This window comes from Nocardia sp. NPDC087230, from assembly GCF_044744725.1.
Classification (GTDB): Bacteria; Actinomycetota; Actinomycetes; order Mycobacteriales; family Mycobacteriaceae; genus Nocardia; species Nocardia canadensis.
This window is the reverse complement of sequence record NZ_JBIUYV010000001.1, coordinates 90,365-107,129: the sequence shown is the minus strand read 5'-3', so window position 1 is coordinate 107,129 and position 16,765 is coordinate 90,365. Positions and strand designations below refer to the sequence as shown.

Here is a 16,765-nt window from a genome sequence, read left to right as displayed (position 1 = left end):
CCAGAAGGACGCTTATGACAGGGAGGAACTCCCCCGCCATCCGGTCGTCACCCGGAGCACCCCGCCGCCGATGGAGGGTTGCCGCCCAGCAAGCCGGGGCTCGTAGCTGGAACTCGTGACCGTGCAACGAAAATTATTCGGCCACAAATCTTTTGACCAGTGTTGCGACCAGGCTGCGAAAAATCCGACCAGGGGCGGAGGATCCCCAGGTCGCGGGTGCCTATGCTGTGCGTGACAGACCGTCACACCCATCCCGGAGGCACCGTTGCCGAACAATCTCGAAGCCAGCATCGACATCGCCGCAGCGCCGGAGAAAGTGTGGTCGATCCTGGCCGACCTGCGTCGCGTATCCGAACTCAGCCCGACGACGCTGAAGATGATCCCCTTCGGCGGCGTCCGCGACGGCGCGTTCACCGTCAACGTCAACAAGGTCGGCTGGAAGATCTACCCGACCACTTCGCGCATCGTGACCTTCGAGCCGAACAAGTCCTTCGCGTTCCGGATGAACGAGAACCGCACGGTGTGGCGCTACGACCTCGAGCCGACCGCCACCGGCACCCGCGTGGTGGAGACCCGCACCGTCGATCCCCGGGGCCTGCCCGGCTGGCTGCGCGGCGCCATCAAGGTCGCGATGGGCGGCGAGCAGAAGTTCGAGGCCGACCTGGTCTCGGGCATGCGGGAGACGTTGAGCAAGGTCAAGGCCGCCGCCGAGCGCTGACCCACCCGAACGCCGAGAGCCCGCCGGATGATCCGGCGGGCTCTCGTCGTTTCAGGGTCAGAGATCGGCGCGGATCTCGTCGAGCGCCTCCGCCGTGCGGGTGAGCAGCGCCGTCACCGCGGCCAGTTCCTCGGCGGTGAAGCGGGCGGCCAGGTCGCGTTCCACCGCGATGGCGCGGACGTCGGCGTCCGCGGTCACCTCCCGGCCCGCGTCGGTCAGCCGGGTCTCCAGGACGTTCTTGTGCCATTCGTGCGGCGTCCGCTCGACCAGGCCCCGGTCCTGCAGGTTCGTCAGAACGGTGTTCATCGTCGGCGGCGTCACCCCCGCCAGCCGGGCCAGCGCCGCGGCCGAGATGCCGGGGTTCTCGGCCAGGTGCAGCAGCGCGCTGTACTGCGGAACGGTCAGCCCGGCCGGCTTCAGCGCGGCGGTCTTCGCCGCGATCAGGGACTGCTCGGCGCGCTTGATATACGTGCCGAGCCTCTCGGCGGCGGGCATGGACGTCATGGGTGCATGCTATCCGCCCATCATCACATAATGATCTTGACGATCATTAGAACTCTAATCTACATTCCTGCCTATCACTTGATGTCTAGCATTACATCACTGAGAGGCTTCATCATGATCAGGACCAGCGCCACCCTCGCCCTGGCCGTCGCCTGCCTGGCCGTCACCTCGTGCGGCACCGACACCGCGCCCACCACACCCCGGCTGAGCACCGCCTACGAGCTGCCCGGCGCCGCCGTCTATCCCGAGGGCATCGCGGTGGACGCGCGCTCCGGCGACAGCTTCGTCGGCTCGTTCGCCGACGGCGCCGTCTACCGGGCCACCGCGAACGCGACCCGGGCGGAGGTGTTCCTGCCCGCCGGCGCCGACGGCCGCAAGACCGCCAACGGCCTGCGGGTCGACCACAACGGCAGGCTGTGGGTGATCGATTCGGGCGTGGGCGTCGCGGTGTACGACACCGGATCGCGCGCGCTGCTCGCCTCGTTCGTCGTGCCGGGCAGCGGTCCGCGCTTCGTCAACGATCTCGACTTCGGCGCCGACGGCAGCGCCTATCTGACCGACAGCGTGCGCAATGTCGTCTACCGGGTCACTCCGGACCGGATCGCCGAGGGCCGCGGGGAACTGGCGGTCGGCTACGACCTGGGCCCGGTGCTGGGCCCGCGTGATCCGCAGACCTTCGAGCTCAACGGCATCGTCGCCGATCCGGCAGGCGCGTATCTGCTGGTCGTGGCGATGTCGGCGGGCGAGCTGTACCGGATCGACCTGACCGGCGGCGAGCCGATCGGCAAGGTCGCGCTGACCGGTGGCGACGTGCGCCACGGCGACGGGATGGAACTGCGGGACGACACCCTGTGGGTGGTCCACAACACCGAGAACACGCTCAGCCGCTGGACCGTCTCCGACCATGGCGCCACCGCGACGCGGGTCGCCGAATTCCACGATCCCGCACTGAGCATCCCCACCACGATGGCGCACGCGGGCGATCGGGCGCTGATCGTGTCGTCGCAGTTCGACAAGGGCGGGCCGATGGGCGGCACCGGCGCGCCGGGACCGTTCGTGGTGACCGCCGTCGACGGGTTCTGAGTCAGGTCTCGGCGACGAATTCCCGCAGGACCGCGACGAATTCGTCCGGCTGCTCGACCTGCGGGGAGTGACCGGCGTGTTCGACGAGATGGGTCCGCGCACCCGCCGCGGCGTAGCGGTCCAGGGTGGCGGTGCTGTCGTAGAGGTGGTCATGGCGGCCGTGGATAGCCAGGACCGGCAGGTCGAGCGCAGCGGCCCGATCGTCGAGCGGACGCGCGGCCAGGTCGTCGCCCCGGGGGCCCGCGGCATAGGCCAGGCCGGCGGGGACGGCGGCGCGGAAGTCACGCACCACCGCGTCGGCCAGACCGGGCGCGGAGTCGTAGCGGAAGCGCGGCGCGAACGCGGTGCGGTGGGCCAGCCGGACCACCAGGCTCGGCGTCCACCGCTGCGCGAGCCGCACCGTCCACGGCCGGACCACCCAGGTCGCCGCCGACGGGATCGCCGCGATCCGGTAGTCCGGCGCCTGTCCGACCACCACCACGCGGGCTACCCGGGGCGAGACCGCGGCGAGTTCCAGGGCGATCTCGGCGCCGAACGAATGCCCGACCACCGTCACCCGCGCGAGGTCGAGCTCGTCGAACAGTTCGATGATCGGCGCGGTCCGGGCGGCGGCGGTGAAGTCACCGGAGTCCGCGCCCTGGGCGTGGACGTCCACGCGGATCACCCGGTGGTCGCGCGCCAGCCGCTCGGCGACCGCGGCGAACCAGTCGACCGAGCCGGGAATGCCGTGCACGAACACGATCGCCGGGCCGGTCCGTGGGCCTTCGTCCAGAAACAGCACCAGTCCAGACTATCGAGACCGATCGGTTCGATCGCCGCACCGTTCGGTCAGCGTGGCTCGTCCAGCTCGGCGCGGAACAGCGCGCGCACCCGCTCGACCTGCCCCGGCCACACCGCACGCCAGAACCGTCCCGGCAGCACCCGGCCCCGCTCCTCCCGATCGACCCGGCCGCGCGGGTGGGAGATGATCCTGGCCTGCCCCGGATCGTAGGACCGCAGGAAGTCGATGGCGCACACCTGCTTGACGTTCTTGTACCCGTAGTGCGCGGGCGCGACGAGACGCAGCGGCGCGCCGAATGTGTCGGTGAGCTCCGCGCCGGACAGGCGATCGGCGAGCAGGACATCGGCGGCGAGGGCGTCGTCGAGGAACAACGTCGAGGAGTAACCGTCGAGGCCGGTGAAGCGCACCCAGCGGACGCCGGGATGCGGGACGACGCGCTCGGCCAGCAGCCGGTACACATCGGCGAAACGCACTCCCTCCCAGGTCAATCCGATCGCGCTCCAGGTCGTGACACAGTGCAGGTCACTGGTCCGGACGCACCGCTGCCCCGCGCCGAGGAGTTCGGCGATGCCGAATTGCGCCGGGTGCCGGGCTGTGCCGCCGACCGACACCCGATGGCCGGGCCCGGAACGCGCTCGGACACCGCCGAATTGCGGCAGCCCGAACGGCTCGTGCGGTGCGGGTCGCTGCCCCGGCGGCAACTCACCCGGCATCGCGCATCCTTCGCTCGGCGCGGGCCATCATGCGCGGGACCAGCCTGCGGTGGGCGATACCGACGATCGCGAAATACAGCCTTCCCAGCGGATTCCGGTAGCGCACCAGGGTGGTGAGGGTGACGCGGCCGTCGAGCACGCGCACCGAGGCGACGAAGTCGAGCATCGGCATCGCCTTGCCGGTCAGGTGCTCGGTGGCCGACCGGGCCCGTTCGGGAAAGGCGTTGCGGCCGAAGATCGCCCGGGTCCAGGCAGCCGGGTCGGTGGTGGCGCCGGGCGGCACGTCGACGGAGTACGCGTCGGCGTAGTCGGGAGCGGCGATGGCCGCCTCGGCCAGCGGCGCCGCAGAGACGATCGGCATGGTCAAACCTCCATACTGTCCCGTATGGACTTGACCATACGGTAGCGTATGTGCATGCCGCAAGAGGAGAACGCGAAGTCGGCGGGACGCAGGCTCACCGCCGACGACTGGGCCCAGGCCGCGCTCGACGCCCTCGGCGAGGGCGGCCTCGCCGCGGTCGCGGTCGAACCGCTGGCGAAACGGCTCGGCGCCACCAAGGGCAGCTTCTACTGGCATTTCAAAGACCGGGCCGCGCTGGTCGACGCCGTCCTCGCGCGCTGGGAGCAGCGCGGCACCCAGGACGTCATCGACGAACTCGACCAGCTGCCCGGACCGGCCGAACGCTTGCAGCAGCTGTTCACCCACGTCATCGACTACGCCGCGCACGGCAGGGAGGACCTCGCACTGCTCGCGTCGGTGGATCGGCCCGCCGTCGCCGCGGCGATGAGCCGGGTCGCCGAACGCCGCATCGCCTATGTCGCAGCGCAATTGCGAATGCTCGGAGTGCCCGACCCGCAGGCGCACACTCGCGCGGCGGTCGCCGTCAGCATCTATCACGGGTTCAATCAGCTGGCCAGAATCGCGCCGAAGACGCTGCCCGCCACCGACGAACTGGTCGATGCCGTGCTGCTGCGGCTGCTCGATCCGCAGCGCTGAATCGGTCGTATCGACAGCGCGCTCACCCCGCTCAACAGCCGATTTCGGTTCCGGGGCGAGCATTGTCGGCACACCAGTGGCGGTATTCGGCCTCGTCGAATACGCTTCGCCGCGGATGAAAACGCCTCATGGAGGGACGAGTGATCACTCCGAACAGGGCGGAGGACGCAGCCGAAGCCCGGCATACCGTGCCGTTGACCCAACTGATACACCTGATGGCGGAGTATCAGCACCTCGGCGCGCACCGTGACACCTTCCTCGCGACCCCGGCCGACGACACGTTCGTGCGCGGCTGCGGCATCGTCGCGGGGAGCATCGCCACCATCGGCGTCATCTGCACCGCCGTCGGCGCGTGGCAGGGTGGCGTCGCACTGCTCTCGATCGCCGCGCTCCCGGTCCTGCTGGCGTTCCGCCGCGGAATCCTCAACCGGCAGAACCGCGCCGCCCGCATCGATCTGTTCGACCACGGCGTCACCGTCTACCGCTCCGGCCAGCGCGTCGCCGGATTCCGCTGGGACAGCACCGAAGTCCGTCAGCAGATGATCCCGTTCCACGACACCACGCCGGTCTCCTACTATCTCGAGCTCACCGGCCCCGGCGGCGTCGAGGCCACCATCGACGAGGACGGCTTCGCCCGCGCCCGCGAATGGGCCCGCGCCATCCAATCCGCCGTCACCGCAACCCAACTCCCCCCGGCCGTGACCGCCATCGACAACGGCGACACCGTGGCCTTCGGCGACCTGGCCCTCTCCCTCGACGCCCTCACCTTCAACGGCGAGTCCTTCCCCTGGGAGAACATCCAGCTCATCGACGCCCGCAGCGGCCACATCCGCATCAAACTCGCCGGCATGTGGATCTCCCTCACCCCGGTCGGCACCATCCCCAACTTCTACATCTTCAACGAACTCGCCGAGCGCCTGCGGTTGACCCCGGTGGGCTGAGCCCCTCCATTCTCGACCGTCTGGACGGCCGCCGCCTCGGTAGGTGCGTACGGCGTCCAATGGACGCGTCGGCCAGTGACGTGGACACTGGAATCGACATCGAACCTGCGTTTCAGAAGGGGCGGATGGCGTGGAACCGTCGGAGGCACCAGTGGATTCGCCGTTCGTGTTCAGCTGGTCCGAGTACATCACCTGGTATCAGCGCATCAAGGCAGACCAACTCGATCCCGCAGCCAGAACCTTCGACCGTATCCTGACCAGCGCGCTCGATCAGCAGTTGCCACAGTTCGACCGGCACCGAATCAGGGTGGCAACGAGCCGGGTCAAGGACCCAGCGCGACTCTGGGCGAAGATGACGAAGCGCAAGTACCACGGACAGATCGTTTCGCTCGAGTCGATTCCGGAGGCGATCGACGATCTGGTCGGTTTTCGGGTTATCTGTAACAACCTCAGTGACGTGACGCGACTCCAGGACATCCTGGCCGGTCTCCCGTCGTCCGACACGAGTGATGCCTACTCGTTGGCGATCGAGCCGAACTCCACCAAGGACTACTTCGATGCTCCGAAAGAGTCCGGCTATCGCGCTTACCACGTCAACCTGGTGACCATCGTTCCGGGCTTCGACAAACATGCACGTGTTCGTGGCGAACTTCAGGTGCGCACGCTCCTGCAGGACGGCTGGGGTGAACTCACGCACGAAGACACGTACAAACCCGGTGTTCGACTTCCTGATCTCGCCACGACGATCGCCCGGCGCATGGCCGACCTCCTCGCGACGGTCGATGATCTTGCCCAGGACCTTCGCAACGAACTGGATCGAATCGCCGAGCGCACGATCGCGGATGAGGAATCCGGCGACGTCCGGCCAACCGAAAACCATTCGAAAGCAAACACTTCCGAGACGTCACCCCCACCGCCGATCAGCAATGACTCCCGCGAAGCGCTCTACGACGGAGTACGCACCATCGTTGCCAGCCTCAAACATCCGGCATTGCTGACCGACGTCGCGCAACAGGTGCAGTCGAAGTTCGGAACCGATCTCATCCGAGGTTGGGCAGGCCATGGCTCCTTTCGCGATCTGCTGACCGCCGCCGTCGCCGATGTCCGCATCGCCGGCACCCCGGCCAAGGTGGTTCCGCCGGGTACTCCACACGATGAGATCGTCGACCTCAGCACCCGAACCGATTTCGAGATTCCGATGATCATCCGCAAGCTCCGGGTCAAGGATCGCAACACTCCCGCGGTCGGTAGGCGCCAGATCTCGCAGGTTGTCACTGCCGTACGCGACGCCGTAACCGCGACAGTGTGGCACGAGCTGGAGCTCGCCTCGGACGGCCTGACCGGCATTCGCGATGTGAACAAACTCAGCCAGAGAGCACGGACAGCAGCTTCCGAGCGTGGGGAGATCGTCAGCCGACCTCATCTCGACTACGTGTTCAAAGCACTGCTGTGGAACCACTGTCTAAAGGCCGATCTGACCGTCGAGGAGATCAGGGAATGCCTGGCCACCCATCTGATCTCACGCGCGAACATCGTCGGGATACCCGTCGAACCCGAAGACCCACGTCGAGTCCGGCAATGGCTCGCCGACGAGCAGTGAACACGCCCTATGCCACTACGACACCGTGCTATAATCGGGCCCGATCGAGATTACTTCGTTCGATGGCAATGCCTTCGAGAAATTTCGGTCCGAACTCAAAACATAGGACGTCGGGCCAAACAGCTTGGCTGAATGGCAACTCCGGTCGACCACCACAGCGACGCTACCGCCGCAACGCTGCAAGGAGTCACTTCCTACGGGATTCGATTGAATCGGCCTGCCGCAGAAGTCGAAGGAGCCGTGCCAGGGCGAGTCGACGACATATGTTCCAGCAGATAGCCCCGTTCACCTGGGGCTATCTTCGTATCTGGAGGCAGATGTCATGACCGCCGCTGATCCGCAGGTCGCTTTCCAGGCACTGCAGAACATCATCTCCGAGTGGCGCGAACTCGGCCGTATCACCACGACCGCAGGCTTGAAGCCGGCTATGCAGGACGCACTCGAAGGTTTCACCGAGCAGGAATACGGATTCGACACTTTTCGTGACTTCATCCTTGCCGCCGAGCACGCCGGGTGTGTGCAGGTTCGCCGACTTCCCAACGGCCACAACCTTGTCGGTCTCCCCGGGGAGACATCCGAGGCCCTGGATCAGGTAGCGGCCATGGCCAGGCCCGCCGAGCCCAACAGCACAGCCGGGACCACGTCCGATGCATCGGGTAACCGCCAGATCAAGTCCGATGTGTGGTCAGTGTTTGTCGATTGGCGTAGCGGGCTTCGGCGACTCTGGGATCGAGAAGGCCAGCACGCCTTCATGTATCCGACAATAGACGGCAAGCCTGCCTGGGAGTCCTCAGCCGAGCGCTTCGTCGAGATCCCCGCGGTCGGTCTCGATCAACAAGTAGCGTGGATGCGAGAGTGGACAAACACTCTGCCCGAGCCGGCGCGATCGGAACTGGCGAAGTCGCTGGCCCCCTCGGCACCGAAAGGCGAGTTCCGCCGCGAATTGACCAGGCTGGGTCTGAACACACAGTGGCGGGCAACTCTGCAACACAACGTCTTCGAGCACCTTTCCAGCTGGGCCGCTCAGCAGAGCATTCCACTCACGCATCTGCTGGACAACCGGCAGCCCAACGCCGTCAGCGCTCGGCTGGCCACGGCGTCGTCGCCGACTCCGCGACAGGCCATCTCCCGAGGACCAGTCCCGATACCTGAGATCGCACGGCAGGGCGGAGATGCCGAGCGGCTGAGGCAACGCCTGCATCGAGCGATCGATCGCATGTCCTTGGTCGAACTCGCGGCACTGCCTATTCGGGCCGAACATCTGTTGTACGACGACTGACCGGAACGCCGAAGGCCGGCCCACTCGGAGTGGACCGGCCTTCGTGACTTGCGGGAACTGGTGATCCAGGGGATCAGAAGTCCATGCCGCCCATGCCACCGGTCGGGTCGCCCGCGGGGGCGGCCTTCTCCGGCTTGTCGGCGACGACGGCCTCGGTGGTGAGGAACAGGGCCGCGATGGAGGCCGCGTTCTGCAGGGCCGAACGGGTGACCTTGACCGGGTCGGCGACGCCGGCGGCCAGCAGGTCCTCGTACTCGTTGGTCTGGGCGTTGAGGCCCTGACCCGCGGGCAGGTTGGCGACCTTCTCGGCCACGACGCCGGGCTCGAGGCCGGCGTTGAACGCGATCTGCTTCAGCGGAGCCGACAGCGCCACGCGGACGATGTTGGCACCGGTGGCCTCGTCGCCCTCGAGCTTCAGCTCGTCCAGCGCGGGAGCCGACTGCAGCAGGGCCACGCCACCACCGGCGACGATGCCCTCTTCGACGGCGGCCTTGGCGTTGCGCACGGCATCTTCGATGCGGTGCTTGCGCTCCTTGAGCTCGACCTCGGTGGCGGCACCGGCCTTGATCACCGCGACGCCGCCGGCCAGCTTGGCCAGGCGCTCCTGCAGCTTCTCACGGTCGTAGTCCGAGTCCGAGTTCTCGATCTCGGTGCGGATCTGCGCCACGCGGCCCTTGATGGCCTCCGCGTCGCCCGCGCCCTCGACGATGGTGGTCTCGTCCTTGGTGACGACGACCTTGCGGGCCTGGCCCAGCAGCTCCAGACCGGCGGTCTCCAGGGAGAGGCCGACCTCTTCGCTGATGACCTCGCCACCGGTGAGGATGGCGATGTCGGCGAGCTGCGCCTTGCGGCGGTCACCGAAGCCCGGGGCCTTGACGGCGACGGACTTGAAGGTGCCACGGATCTTGTTCACGACCAGGGTCGACAGGGCCTCGCCCTCGACGTCCTCGGCGATGATCAGCAGCGGCTTGCCGGCCTGGATGACCTTCTCCAGCAGCGGCAGCAGGTCCTTGACGGTCGAGATCTTGGCCGACACCAGCAGGATGTACGGGTCCTCGAGGACCGCTTCCTGACGCTCGGGGTCGGTCACGAAGTAACCGGAGATGTAGCCCTTGTCGAAGCGCATGCCCTCGGTGAGCTCCAGCTGGAGCCCGAAGGTGTTGCTCTCCTCGACGGTGATGACGCCTTCCTTGCCGACCTTGTCCATGGCCTCGGCGATGAGCTCACCGATGGACGCGTCGCCTGCCGAGATACCGGCGGTGGCAGCGATCTGCTCCTTGGTCTCGACCTCCTTGGCGGTGTCGAGCAGCTTGGCGGTGACGGCCTCGACGGCCTTCTCGATGCCGCGCTTCAGGCCCAGCGGGTTGGCGCCGGCCGCGACGTTGCGCAGGCCCTCACGCACGAGCGCCTGGGCGAGCACGGTGGCGGTGGTGGTGCCGTCGCCCGCGACGTCGTCGGTCTTCTTGGCGACTTCCTTGACCAGCTCGGCGCCGATCTTCTCGTACGGGTCCTCGAGGTCGATCTCCTTGGCGATGGACACACCATCGTTGGTGATCGTGGGGGCGCCCCACTTCTTCTCGAGCACGACGTTGCGACCCTTCGGGCCCAGCGTCACCTTGACAGCGTCGGCGAGGGCGTTCAGACCCCGCTCGAGACCGCGACGGGCCTCTTCGTCGTACGCAATTGTCTTGGCCATTGCGTTGAGATCCTCCACATGTCTATGGCTGACACACGAGACGACCACAGGTTGGATCGCCCCAAAGTACGCTGGCCAGGTGCGGTGCCCGCGACGGACGACCGAGGGTGTCGATGGAACCCGATCTCACCGTCCCGACCTGGCACTCAACAGACGCGAGTGCCAAAGCCATTTTTAGCACTCGGGTAGTGAGAGTGCAAGGTCGCGCCCGACGAGAGGACCGCGCCGGGCGCGTCCAGCGGCTCAGGACTCGTACTCCGCCGCAGCCAGGAACTGGTTCAGCAGCTCCACCAGATCGGCCTCTACCACAGCCTTGTCCAGGCCGAGGTCACTGAGCACGCCCGTGCCGTTCTCCTGCTCGAGCAGCGCGAGCAGGATGTGCTCGGTGCCGATGTAGTTGTGGCCGAGGCGCAGCGCTTCGCGAAACGTCAGCTCCAGGGCCTTCTTGGAGTCGCCGTCGAACGGGATGAGCGCCGGGATGTCGTCGGTCGCGGGAGGCAGCGAGGCGACGGCCGCGGCCCGCACCGACTCCAGGCTGACCCCGCGGGCGACGATCTCCTTGGCGGCCAGGCCCTCGGACTGGTCGATCAGGCCGAGGATCAGGTGACCGAGGGTGATCTGGTTGTTGCTCGCGGACCTGGCCGACTCCTGGGAACCCACGACGACCTGCCGCGCCCGATCGGTGAACTTGGCGAACCCGGCCTGCGGGTCCATGGCCGCGGCGTCGCCGGGCTGCTTGGGCACGAAGCGCTTCTGGGCAGCCTGCTTGCTGACGCCCATACTGACCCCGATATCGGTCCAGGAGGCGCCGGAGCGGCGGGCCTGGTCGACGAAGTGGCCGATGAGATGGTCGGCCACCTCGCCGAGATGACCTGCGGCCACCACGGCGTCGGAGAGCTGGTCGAGAACGTTGTCGGGGCGGGCCTTCTTGATGCCGTCGATCAGATCGTCGAGGCGAATGTTCGGGGTGCTCATGCGTCAACTCTAAGTTGACGATTTGCGATCGTCAACCATTGGTTGACGATTTCTCGATGGCAGAGTGTTCCCATGGGGAGATTTCGGCGCACGGCCCGGTGGGCGCTGCGCATAGTGGGGATTGTCGTGACGCTGGCGTGCGTGGTCGGTCTGGGCCGGTTCCTGTGGCCGCAGCCGGGCATCGATGAGCAGCCGGGGTCGACCGAGCGGCAGCTGGCGTTCCTTCGAGCCGCGCTCGACGACGGCGCGGATGTCGCCGCGCAGAGCCAGTTTCCGGAGGGGCACTTCTTCCTGAACGCGCTCTATGGGCTGTCGTGGGTGCAGGCGGCGCACACCGACCCGGTCCTGCGTGCAGCGGCGTTGCGCGAATCCCGTTGGGCGCTGGCGCGAGTGGAATCAGCCGAGGGGCGGGCGGTGTTCAGCCCGGCGCTGCGGCCCGCGTACGGGGTGTTCTGGGCGGGGTGGACCAATTGGTTGCGTGGGGCGATCCTGTCGCTGGACGCCGACGATCCCGACGAGGTGCGGCGATTCACCGCGCACAGCGAGGAGATCGCGCAGGCGTTCGCCGCGTCGGACACACCGTTCCTGCAGGCCTATCACGGCCAGGCCTGGCCGGTGGATTCCACCGTGGCGGTGGCCTCGCTGCGGTTGCACGACAGCCTGTTCGGCGAGCGCTTCGGCGCGGTGACCACCCGCTGGCTCGCCTCGGCGCGGGCGCACCTCGATCCGGCCACCGGACTGCTGCCGCACCGGGTCGCGCCGGACGGGACCCGACTCGACGGCGCGCGGGCCACCTCGCAGACGATGATCCTGCGCTTCCTGCCGGAACTCGACGCCGACTTCGCCCGGAGCCAGTACCAGCTGTTCCGCGACCAATTCCTGTCCTACCCCGGCGGTTTCGGACCCGCGCTCCGGGAGTACCCGCGCGGGGTGGACAAGGCGGGCGACGTCGATTCCGGACCGCTGGTCGGCGGGATCAGCCTCTCCGCGACGGTGGTCGCACTCGGCGCCGCCCGAGTCAACGGTGACCACGACCTGGCCGCGGCGATCGGCTCCGAAGGCGAACTGCTCGGGCTGCCGATGGAGCTGCCCGGCTCCAAGCGGTACGCCTTCGGGCTGGTGCCGATCGGGGACGCTTTCGTGGTGTGGTCGTCGACGGCTCGGCCGCTCACCACGGAACCGGCTGTGGGCGCGCTGGATCTGCGCTGGTGGTGGCGGGTGCCGTGGTTGATCGTGCTCGGTGTGATCGCCGGTGTGCCCTGGGTCGGGTCACTCGGCGGAGCGATCCGGCGCAGGCCCGAACTCTCGGGAGACCGCGAAGGGAAGCCTCGGGCCGCCGCCCTGTAGGGACCCGGACCAGGAACGGCTTCGCCCCCTCGCTCAGCGCAGACCGGCCGCTCTGCCCGCGAAGCGCACGATCCGCTCCTTGACCCAGGCACCGGTGCGCCCACGGACGACGCGGGTCGCCGGGCTGTCGTCGGCGTGGAGGAACTGGATGACGGCGTCGCGGCGACCCAGGCTGACGCACTGCAACTGGTAACGGAAGGTCATCGGCTTCGGCTCGATGCCGTCGGCGCGGGCCATGATGGCCTTGGCGACGTAGGCCCCGGCGGGCAGGGCTGTCGCGCAGGCCATCCGGAGGGGGCGATCGCCGGGGCCGTCGATCAGCGCGGCGTCGCCCGCGGCGTAGATGGCGGGGTGGGAGATCGAGCGCAGCGTCGCGTCGGTGCGGATGCGGCCCTGCTCGTCGACGTCGAGGCCCGCGCGGCGGGCCAGGTCGGGGACGGTGAATCCGGCGGTCCAGACGACAGCCGCCGCGGGCAGCACAGTGCCGTCCACCAGGCGGACACCCTCGGGCAGCACCTCGGCGACCTTGACGCCGGACCTGATCTCGACGCCGAGAGCGGTCAGCGTGGTGCGGATGTGCTCGGCCGCGCGGGCGGACAACCAGCTGCCCGGCTCCTCCGAACCCAGCAGTGTGACCCGCGAATCCCGGTGCGACTCCGCCAGTTCCGCCGCGAGCTCGATGCCGGTCGAACCGGCGCCGACGACGACCACCGGACCCGCGGGCAGCGCCCGGATGTCCTCGGGGACCGCCACGGAGTGCGCGTACTCGGCGACGCCCGGCACGCCGGCGCGGTCGGCGGCGCTGCCGAGGGCGTAGACGAGGGTGTCGTAGCCGATCGCCCACTCGCCGTCGAGGTAGACCTGTTTCGCGACCGGGTCCAGCGCGGTGACCTGTGCTCGCACGAATTCGACGCCCTTGTGCTCCAGCAACTCCCGCAGGTCCCAGCGCCTGATCGACTGGCCCGCGGCCGCCTGATGCAGGCGCACTCGTTCGACGAACTCCGCGCGGGTATCGACCACCGTGATCGCGGCGCCGCGCGCCTTGCTCGCCAAGCGGCGCGCCGCGCCGAGTCCCGCGTATCCCGCGCCGAGGACGACGATTCGCTGCTGCTGCCCGGTCATGGTGTGGCTCCTCTCGACAATGCCGACACCTTCCAGACCGGACAGCCCCCGATTTCCTGACAGCTCGGTGCGGTGATCCGGGTCACGCCTGCTCGGCGACCAGAAACCCCAGCTTGTCGGGGTTGACGACGATGCGGATCGCGTCGACCCGGCTGTCGGCGTCGAGCTCGAAGAGCATGACCGAGCTCGCGACGACACCGTCGGCCCGCACCACCAGCGCGAGCTCGCCGTTGATCTCGGCGACGGAGAACGAGCTCGCGGGGGTGAGGAACTTGTTCAGGCCGATCAGGTAGCGCGCCACCAGGTCGCCGCCGCGCACCGGGCGACGGGCCGCGGTGATCTTGCCACCGCCGTCGGCCGTGGAGACCACATCGTCGGCGAGCATCGCCCGCAGGGCGGTGACGTCGCCGGTGCCGGCGGCGAGCAGGAACCGGTCGATCAGCGTGCGGGCGTGTGACTCGGGCACCGCGAAGCGCCGCTTGCCCGTGCGCACCCGTTCGCTCGCGCGGTGCAGGATCTGCTGGGAGTTGGCCTCGGTGAGGTCGAGCATCGCGGCGATCTCGGCGTGCGGGTAGCCGAACGCCTCGCGCAGCACGAAGACCGCGCGCTCGATCGGACTGAGCCGTTCCATCGCGGTGAGCAGGGCCAGCGAGATCGACTCGCGGGCCTCGACCGTCTCCAGCGGGCCGAGGGCCCCGCCGCCGGTCGGGACGGGTTCGGGCAGCCACGGGCCCACATAGGTCTCGCGCCGGGCACGGGCGGACACCAGCCAGGTACGGCACAGATTCACCGTGACGGCGGTGAGCCAGGCCTCGGCGTTCTCGATCCCCGCCGGATTCGCGGCAGCCCAGCGCAGATAGACCTCCTGCACGATGTCCTCGGCCTCCGTCGCCGCCCCGAACATCCGGTAGGCGAGCCCGAACAACCGCGACCGATGCCGGAGGAATTCATCGACCTCGTCGTCGCCCCTCACGTGCCCCTCCCAGATCTGCCCACCCGATCCCCCGGGCCACCTCACCACCACGGTTTCGGCCGCCGAAAACTCAGTCCCGTGGACGACGCAATCGCAGGCGGGCCGAACCGCGGATCGCCGGGCGGCGGATCTGCGGGATCCGGCTCTGCGCGCGCCGCTGGGCCCGGCGCTCGGCCGGCTTGTGCTGCCAGGTCTCCGGGCGGGCCGCGACCCAGCGGGCCGAGCGCCAGGCGAACGGGATGTGCGCCAGGTACAGGCCGACCAGGATCAGCAGCAGCACGATCGGGTAGGTCACCAGGAGCGCGGCGGCCAGGGCCACCAGCACCAGCAGACCCGCGGCCGCCTGGGGCGCGACCGAGACCGACTTCATCGCCAGCGTGGGGATGGTGCTCACGCACAGCAGCGCGGCGAAGATCGTCCACGCGGCGACGAAGGCGAAACCGTCCCACCAGCCGTCACCGAACTGCACTTTGAGCGCGATGGGGACCAGGGCGATCAGCGCGCCCGCCGGGGCGGGCACGCCGACGAAGTACTCGCGCGCCCAGTTCGGGCGGGAGTCGTCGTCGAGCAGGGTGTTGAAGCGGGCCAGGCGCAGCACCAGGCTCACCGCGTACAGCAGGGCGACGATCCAGCCCGCGCTGTAGCCGTCGAGCAGGGTGACGTAGAGGACCAGCGCGGGCGCGACGCCGAAGGAGATCGCGTCCGAGAGCGAGTCCAGTTCGGCGCCCATCTTGCTGGTCGCGTCGAGCATCCTGGCCAGGCGGCCGTCGAGGGTGTCGAGCACGGCGGCGGCGCCGACCATGGCCAGCGCCACGTCCAGCTCGCCGTCGAGCCCGAACTTCACCGCGGACAGACCGGCGCACAGCGCCAGGATGGTGACGACGCTCGGCAGCAACCGGACCGAGCGCGGACGCTTCCGGCGGGCGGCCTGTTCGATCATCCCAGCACAGCCAGGACTGTTTCGGCCCCGATCGTGCGCTGGCCGGGGGCCACCAGCAATTCGGTGCCCACCGGGAAGTACGTGTCGACGCGGGAGCCGAACCGGATCAGGCCGTAGGTGTCACCGATGGTGAGCACATCGCCGACGCGCGCGTCGCAGACGATGCGCCGCGCGAGCAGACCGGCGATCTGCACGACGACGACCTGCTTGCCGTCGGCGGTGTCGATCACCATGCTGTTGCGCTCGTTGGCGTCGCTGGCCTCGGGCAGATCGGCCGAGAGGAACTTGCCCGGCTGATGCAGCACCTCGCGCACGGTGCCGGACACCGGGACGCGCTGCACGTGCACATCGAGCACCGACAGGAAGATGCTGACGCGCGGCAGCGGCTGATCGCCGAGACCGAGCTCGGCGGGCGGCACCGCGGTGTCGACCAGGGCGACCTCACCGTCGGCGGGCGCGACGACGACGCCCGCCCGGTTCGGCGGCACCCGGTGCGGGTGCCGGAAGAAGGCCGCGCAGGCGCCGGCGGCGGCGAGCCCGGCCCGGCGCACCCATTTGTTCCGTCCGCCGACGACCGCGACCGCCAGCGGCACCGCGACAAACGGCAGGCCGGCGGGGTGTAGCGGTGGTACAGCGGCCCGCACCAGGTCGACGACATGGCCGACGCCGGTGGTTTCGGGCGTGCCGGGCGGAGTGGGGCGGCGTGCCACGGGCTCCCTCTTTCGTGGTGTGACGACAACGCAAGCGTTCACACCTTACGCCGAACCCCGCCGCATCCACCCGTGGTCAGTGCGCCGCTTTACGCCCTGTGAACAGCTTCACGAGGTACAGCAGGATGCAGGCACCCGCCAGACAGGTGAAGAAACTGAAGATCCAGCCCGCTCCCTCGACGTCGACGCCGAAGAGGCTGAGGATGAATCCGCCGAGCAGACCGCCGACGACTCCGACGACGATGTTGAGCAGGATGCCCTGCTGCGCGTCGGTCTTCATGAACTTGCTCGCAATCCAACCGGCGAGGCCGCCGATGATGATCCAACTGATTATCCCGAGTCCAAGCATGGTGTCCTCGTTCCCTCGATGGGTCGGCGAGCAATCG

Annotated in this window: 18 protein-coding genes and 1 riboswitch; of the genes, 7 read left to right on the top strand and 11 right to left on the bottom strand. The window is 68.5% G+C overall.

From position 1 onward, the window contains the following. Positions 1–3 precede the first annotated feature (3 nt). Positions 4–121, bottom strand: a riboswitch (SAM riboswitch). A gap of 144 nt (positions 122–265) precedes the next feature. Further along, positions 266–718 carry an SRPBCC family protein gene (locus ACIO52_RS00550; RefSeq protein WP_316576270.1) on the top strand — a complete coding sequence of 151 codons (453 nt, stop codon included), beginning with the start codon at positions 266–268 and terminating at the stop codon, positions 716–718. A gap of 57 nt (positions 719–775) precedes the next feature. Here the strand turns inward: ACIO52_RS00550 and ACIO52_RS00545 are convergent, their stop codons facing one another. Continuing rightward, complete coding sequence (locus ACIO52_RS00545) at positions 776–1,222, bottom strand: MarR family transcriptional regulator (protein WP_316576271.1); 447 nt, start codon at positions 1,220–1,222, stop codon at positions 776–778. Positions 1,223–1,336: 114 nt separating this feature from the next. Between ACIO52_RS00545 and ACIO52_RS00540 the strand changes: the two genes are divergently transcribed. Further along, positions 1,337–2,305 (top strand): SMP-30/gluconolactonase/LRE family protein, encoded by a 969-nt coding sequence (locus tag ACIO52_RS00540; RefSeq protein ID WP_402640457.1) that lies wholly within the window; start codon positions 1,337–1,339, stop codon positions 2,303–2,305. Position 2,306: 1 nt separating this feature from the next. On the opposite strand, the gene ACIO52_RS00535 is transcribed toward ACIO52_RS00540, so the two are convergent. From ACIO52_RS00535 to ACIO52_RS00525, 3 genes are read right to left on the bottom strand one after another with little or no spacing between them, the layout of a single operon-like run. Next, positions 2,307–3,086 carry an alpha/beta fold hydrolase gene (locus tag ACIO52_RS00535; protein ID WP_402640454.1) on the bottom strand — a complete coding sequence of 260 codons (780 nt, stop codon included), beginning with the start codon at positions 3,084–3,086 and terminating at the stop codon, positions 2,307–2,309. A 47-nt stretch (positions 3,087–3,133) separates the two neighbouring features. Further along, positions 3,134–3,799 (bottom strand): molybdopterin-dependent oxidoreductase, encoded by a 666-nt coding sequence (locus ACIO52_RS00530; protein WP_218722096.1) that lies wholly within the window; start codon positions 3,797–3,799, stop codon positions 3,134–3,136. Continuing rightward, the gene (locus tag ACIO52_RS00525; protein WP_402640451.1) at positions 3,789–4,160 is read right to left on the bottom strand and encodes a DUF2867 domain-containing protein; all 372 of its coding nucleotides are present in this window, start codon (positions 4,158–4,160) and stop codon (positions 3,789–3,791) included. The genes ACIO52_RS00530 and ACIO52_RS00525 overlap by 11 nt, the downstream gene beginning before the upstream one ends. A 54-nt stretch (positions 4,161–4,214) precedes the next feature. Between ACIO52_RS00525 and ACIO52_RS00520 the strand changes: the two genes are divergently transcribed. The 4 genes from ACIO52_RS00520 (at position 4,215) to ACIO52_RS00505 (ending at position 8,616) form a co-directional block, all read left to right on the top strand. After that, positions 4,215–4,796 (top strand): TetR/AcrR family transcriptional regulator, encoded by a 582-nt coding sequence (locus tag ACIO52_RS00520; RefSeq protein ID WP_402640448.1) that lies wholly within the window; start codon positions 4,215–4,217, stop codon positions 4,794–4,796. 188 nt (positions 4,797–4,984) lie between these two features. Next, positions 4,985–5,737: a DUF6585 family protein gene (locus ACIO52_RS00515; RefSeq protein ID WP_308248712.1), complete on the top strand. Its 753-nt coding sequence runs from the start codon at positions 4,985–4,987 to the stop codon at positions 5,735–5,737. Positions 5,738–5,888: 151 nt separating this feature from the next. Next, a complete protein-coding gene (locus ACIO52_RS00510; RefSeq protein ID WP_218722100.1) occupies positions 5,889–7,337 on the top strand; it encodes a GTP pyrophosphokinase family protein in 1,449 nt (482 codons plus the stop codon). A 322-nt stretch (positions 7,338–7,659) separates the two neighbouring features. Continuing rightward, positions 7,660–8,616 carry a hypothetical protein gene (locus ACIO52_RS00505; protein WP_218722101.1) on the top strand — a complete coding sequence of 319 codons (957 nt, stop codon included), beginning with the start codon at positions 7,660–7,662 and terminating at the stop codon, positions 8,614–8,616. 73 nt (positions 8,617–8,689) lie between these two features. Here the strand turns inward: ACIO52_RS00505 and groL are convergent, their stop codons facing one another. Beyond that, the gene (gene groL / locus ACIO52_RS00500) at positions 8,690–10,312 is read right to left on the bottom strand and encodes a chaperonin GroEL (RefSeq protein WP_218722102.1); all 1,623 of its coding nucleotides are present in this window, start codon (positions 10,310–10,312) and stop codon (positions 8,690–8,692) included. Between the two features lie 243 nt (positions 10,313–10,555). Further along, a complete protein-coding gene (locus ACIO52_RS00495; RefSeq protein ID WP_218722103.1) occupies positions 10,556–11,287 on the bottom strand; it encodes a Clp protease N-terminal domain-containing protein in 732 nt (243 codons plus the stop codon). Positions 11,288–11,359: 72 nt separating this feature from the next. On the opposite strand from ACIO52_RS00495, the gene ACIO52_RS00490 reads away from it, so the two are divergent. Beyond that, entirely contained in the window at positions 11,360–12,634 is a 1,275-nt protein-coding gene (locus ACIO52_RS00490) for a hypothetical protein (protein ID WP_402640443.1), read from the top strand. 33 nt (positions 12,635–12,667) lie between these two features. Here ACIO52_RS00490 and ACIO52_RS00485 read toward each other — a convergent pair whose 3' ends face one another. The 5 genes from ACIO52_RS00485 to ACIO52_RS00465 form a co-directional block, all read right to left on the bottom strand. After that, complete coding sequence (locus tag ACIO52_RS00485) at positions 12,668–13,756, bottom strand: NAD(P)/FAD-dependent oxidoreductase (RefSeq protein ID WP_402640440.1); 1,089 nt, start codon at positions 13,754–13,756, stop codon at positions 12,668–12,670. An 82-nt stretch (positions 13,757–13,838) separates the two neighbouring features. Then, positions 13,839–14,729 carry an RNA polymerase sigma-70 factor gene (locus tag ACIO52_RS00480; protein WP_218722105.1) on the bottom strand — a complete coding sequence of 297 codons (891 nt, stop codon included), beginning with the start codon at positions 14,727–14,729 and terminating at the stop codon, positions 13,839–13,841. A 70-nt stretch (positions 14,730–14,799) separates the two neighbouring features. Continuing rightward, positions 14,800–15,669: a phosphatidylcholine/phosphatidylserine synthase gene (locus ACIO52_RS00475; RefSeq protein ID WP_218722106.1), complete on the bottom strand. Its 870-nt coding sequence runs from the start codon at positions 15,667–15,669 to the stop codon at positions 14,800–14,802. Next, a complete protein-coding gene (locus tag ACIO52_RS00470; RefSeq protein WP_218722107.1) occupies positions 15,666–16,379 on the bottom strand; it encodes a phosphatidylserine decarboxylase in 714 nt (237 codons plus the stop codon). Before ACIO52_RS00470 ends, ACIO52_RS00475 begins: the two co-directional genes overlap by 4 nt. Before the next feature lie 76 nt (positions 16,380–16,455). Further along, on the bottom strand, positions 16,456–16,728 hold the full coding sequence (locus ACIO52_RS00465) for a GlsB/YeaQ/YmgE family stress response membrane protein (protein ID WP_218722108.1): 273 nt from the start codon (positions 16,726–16,728) through the stop codon (positions 16,456–16,458). Positions 16,729–16,765 lie beyond the last annotated feature (37 nt).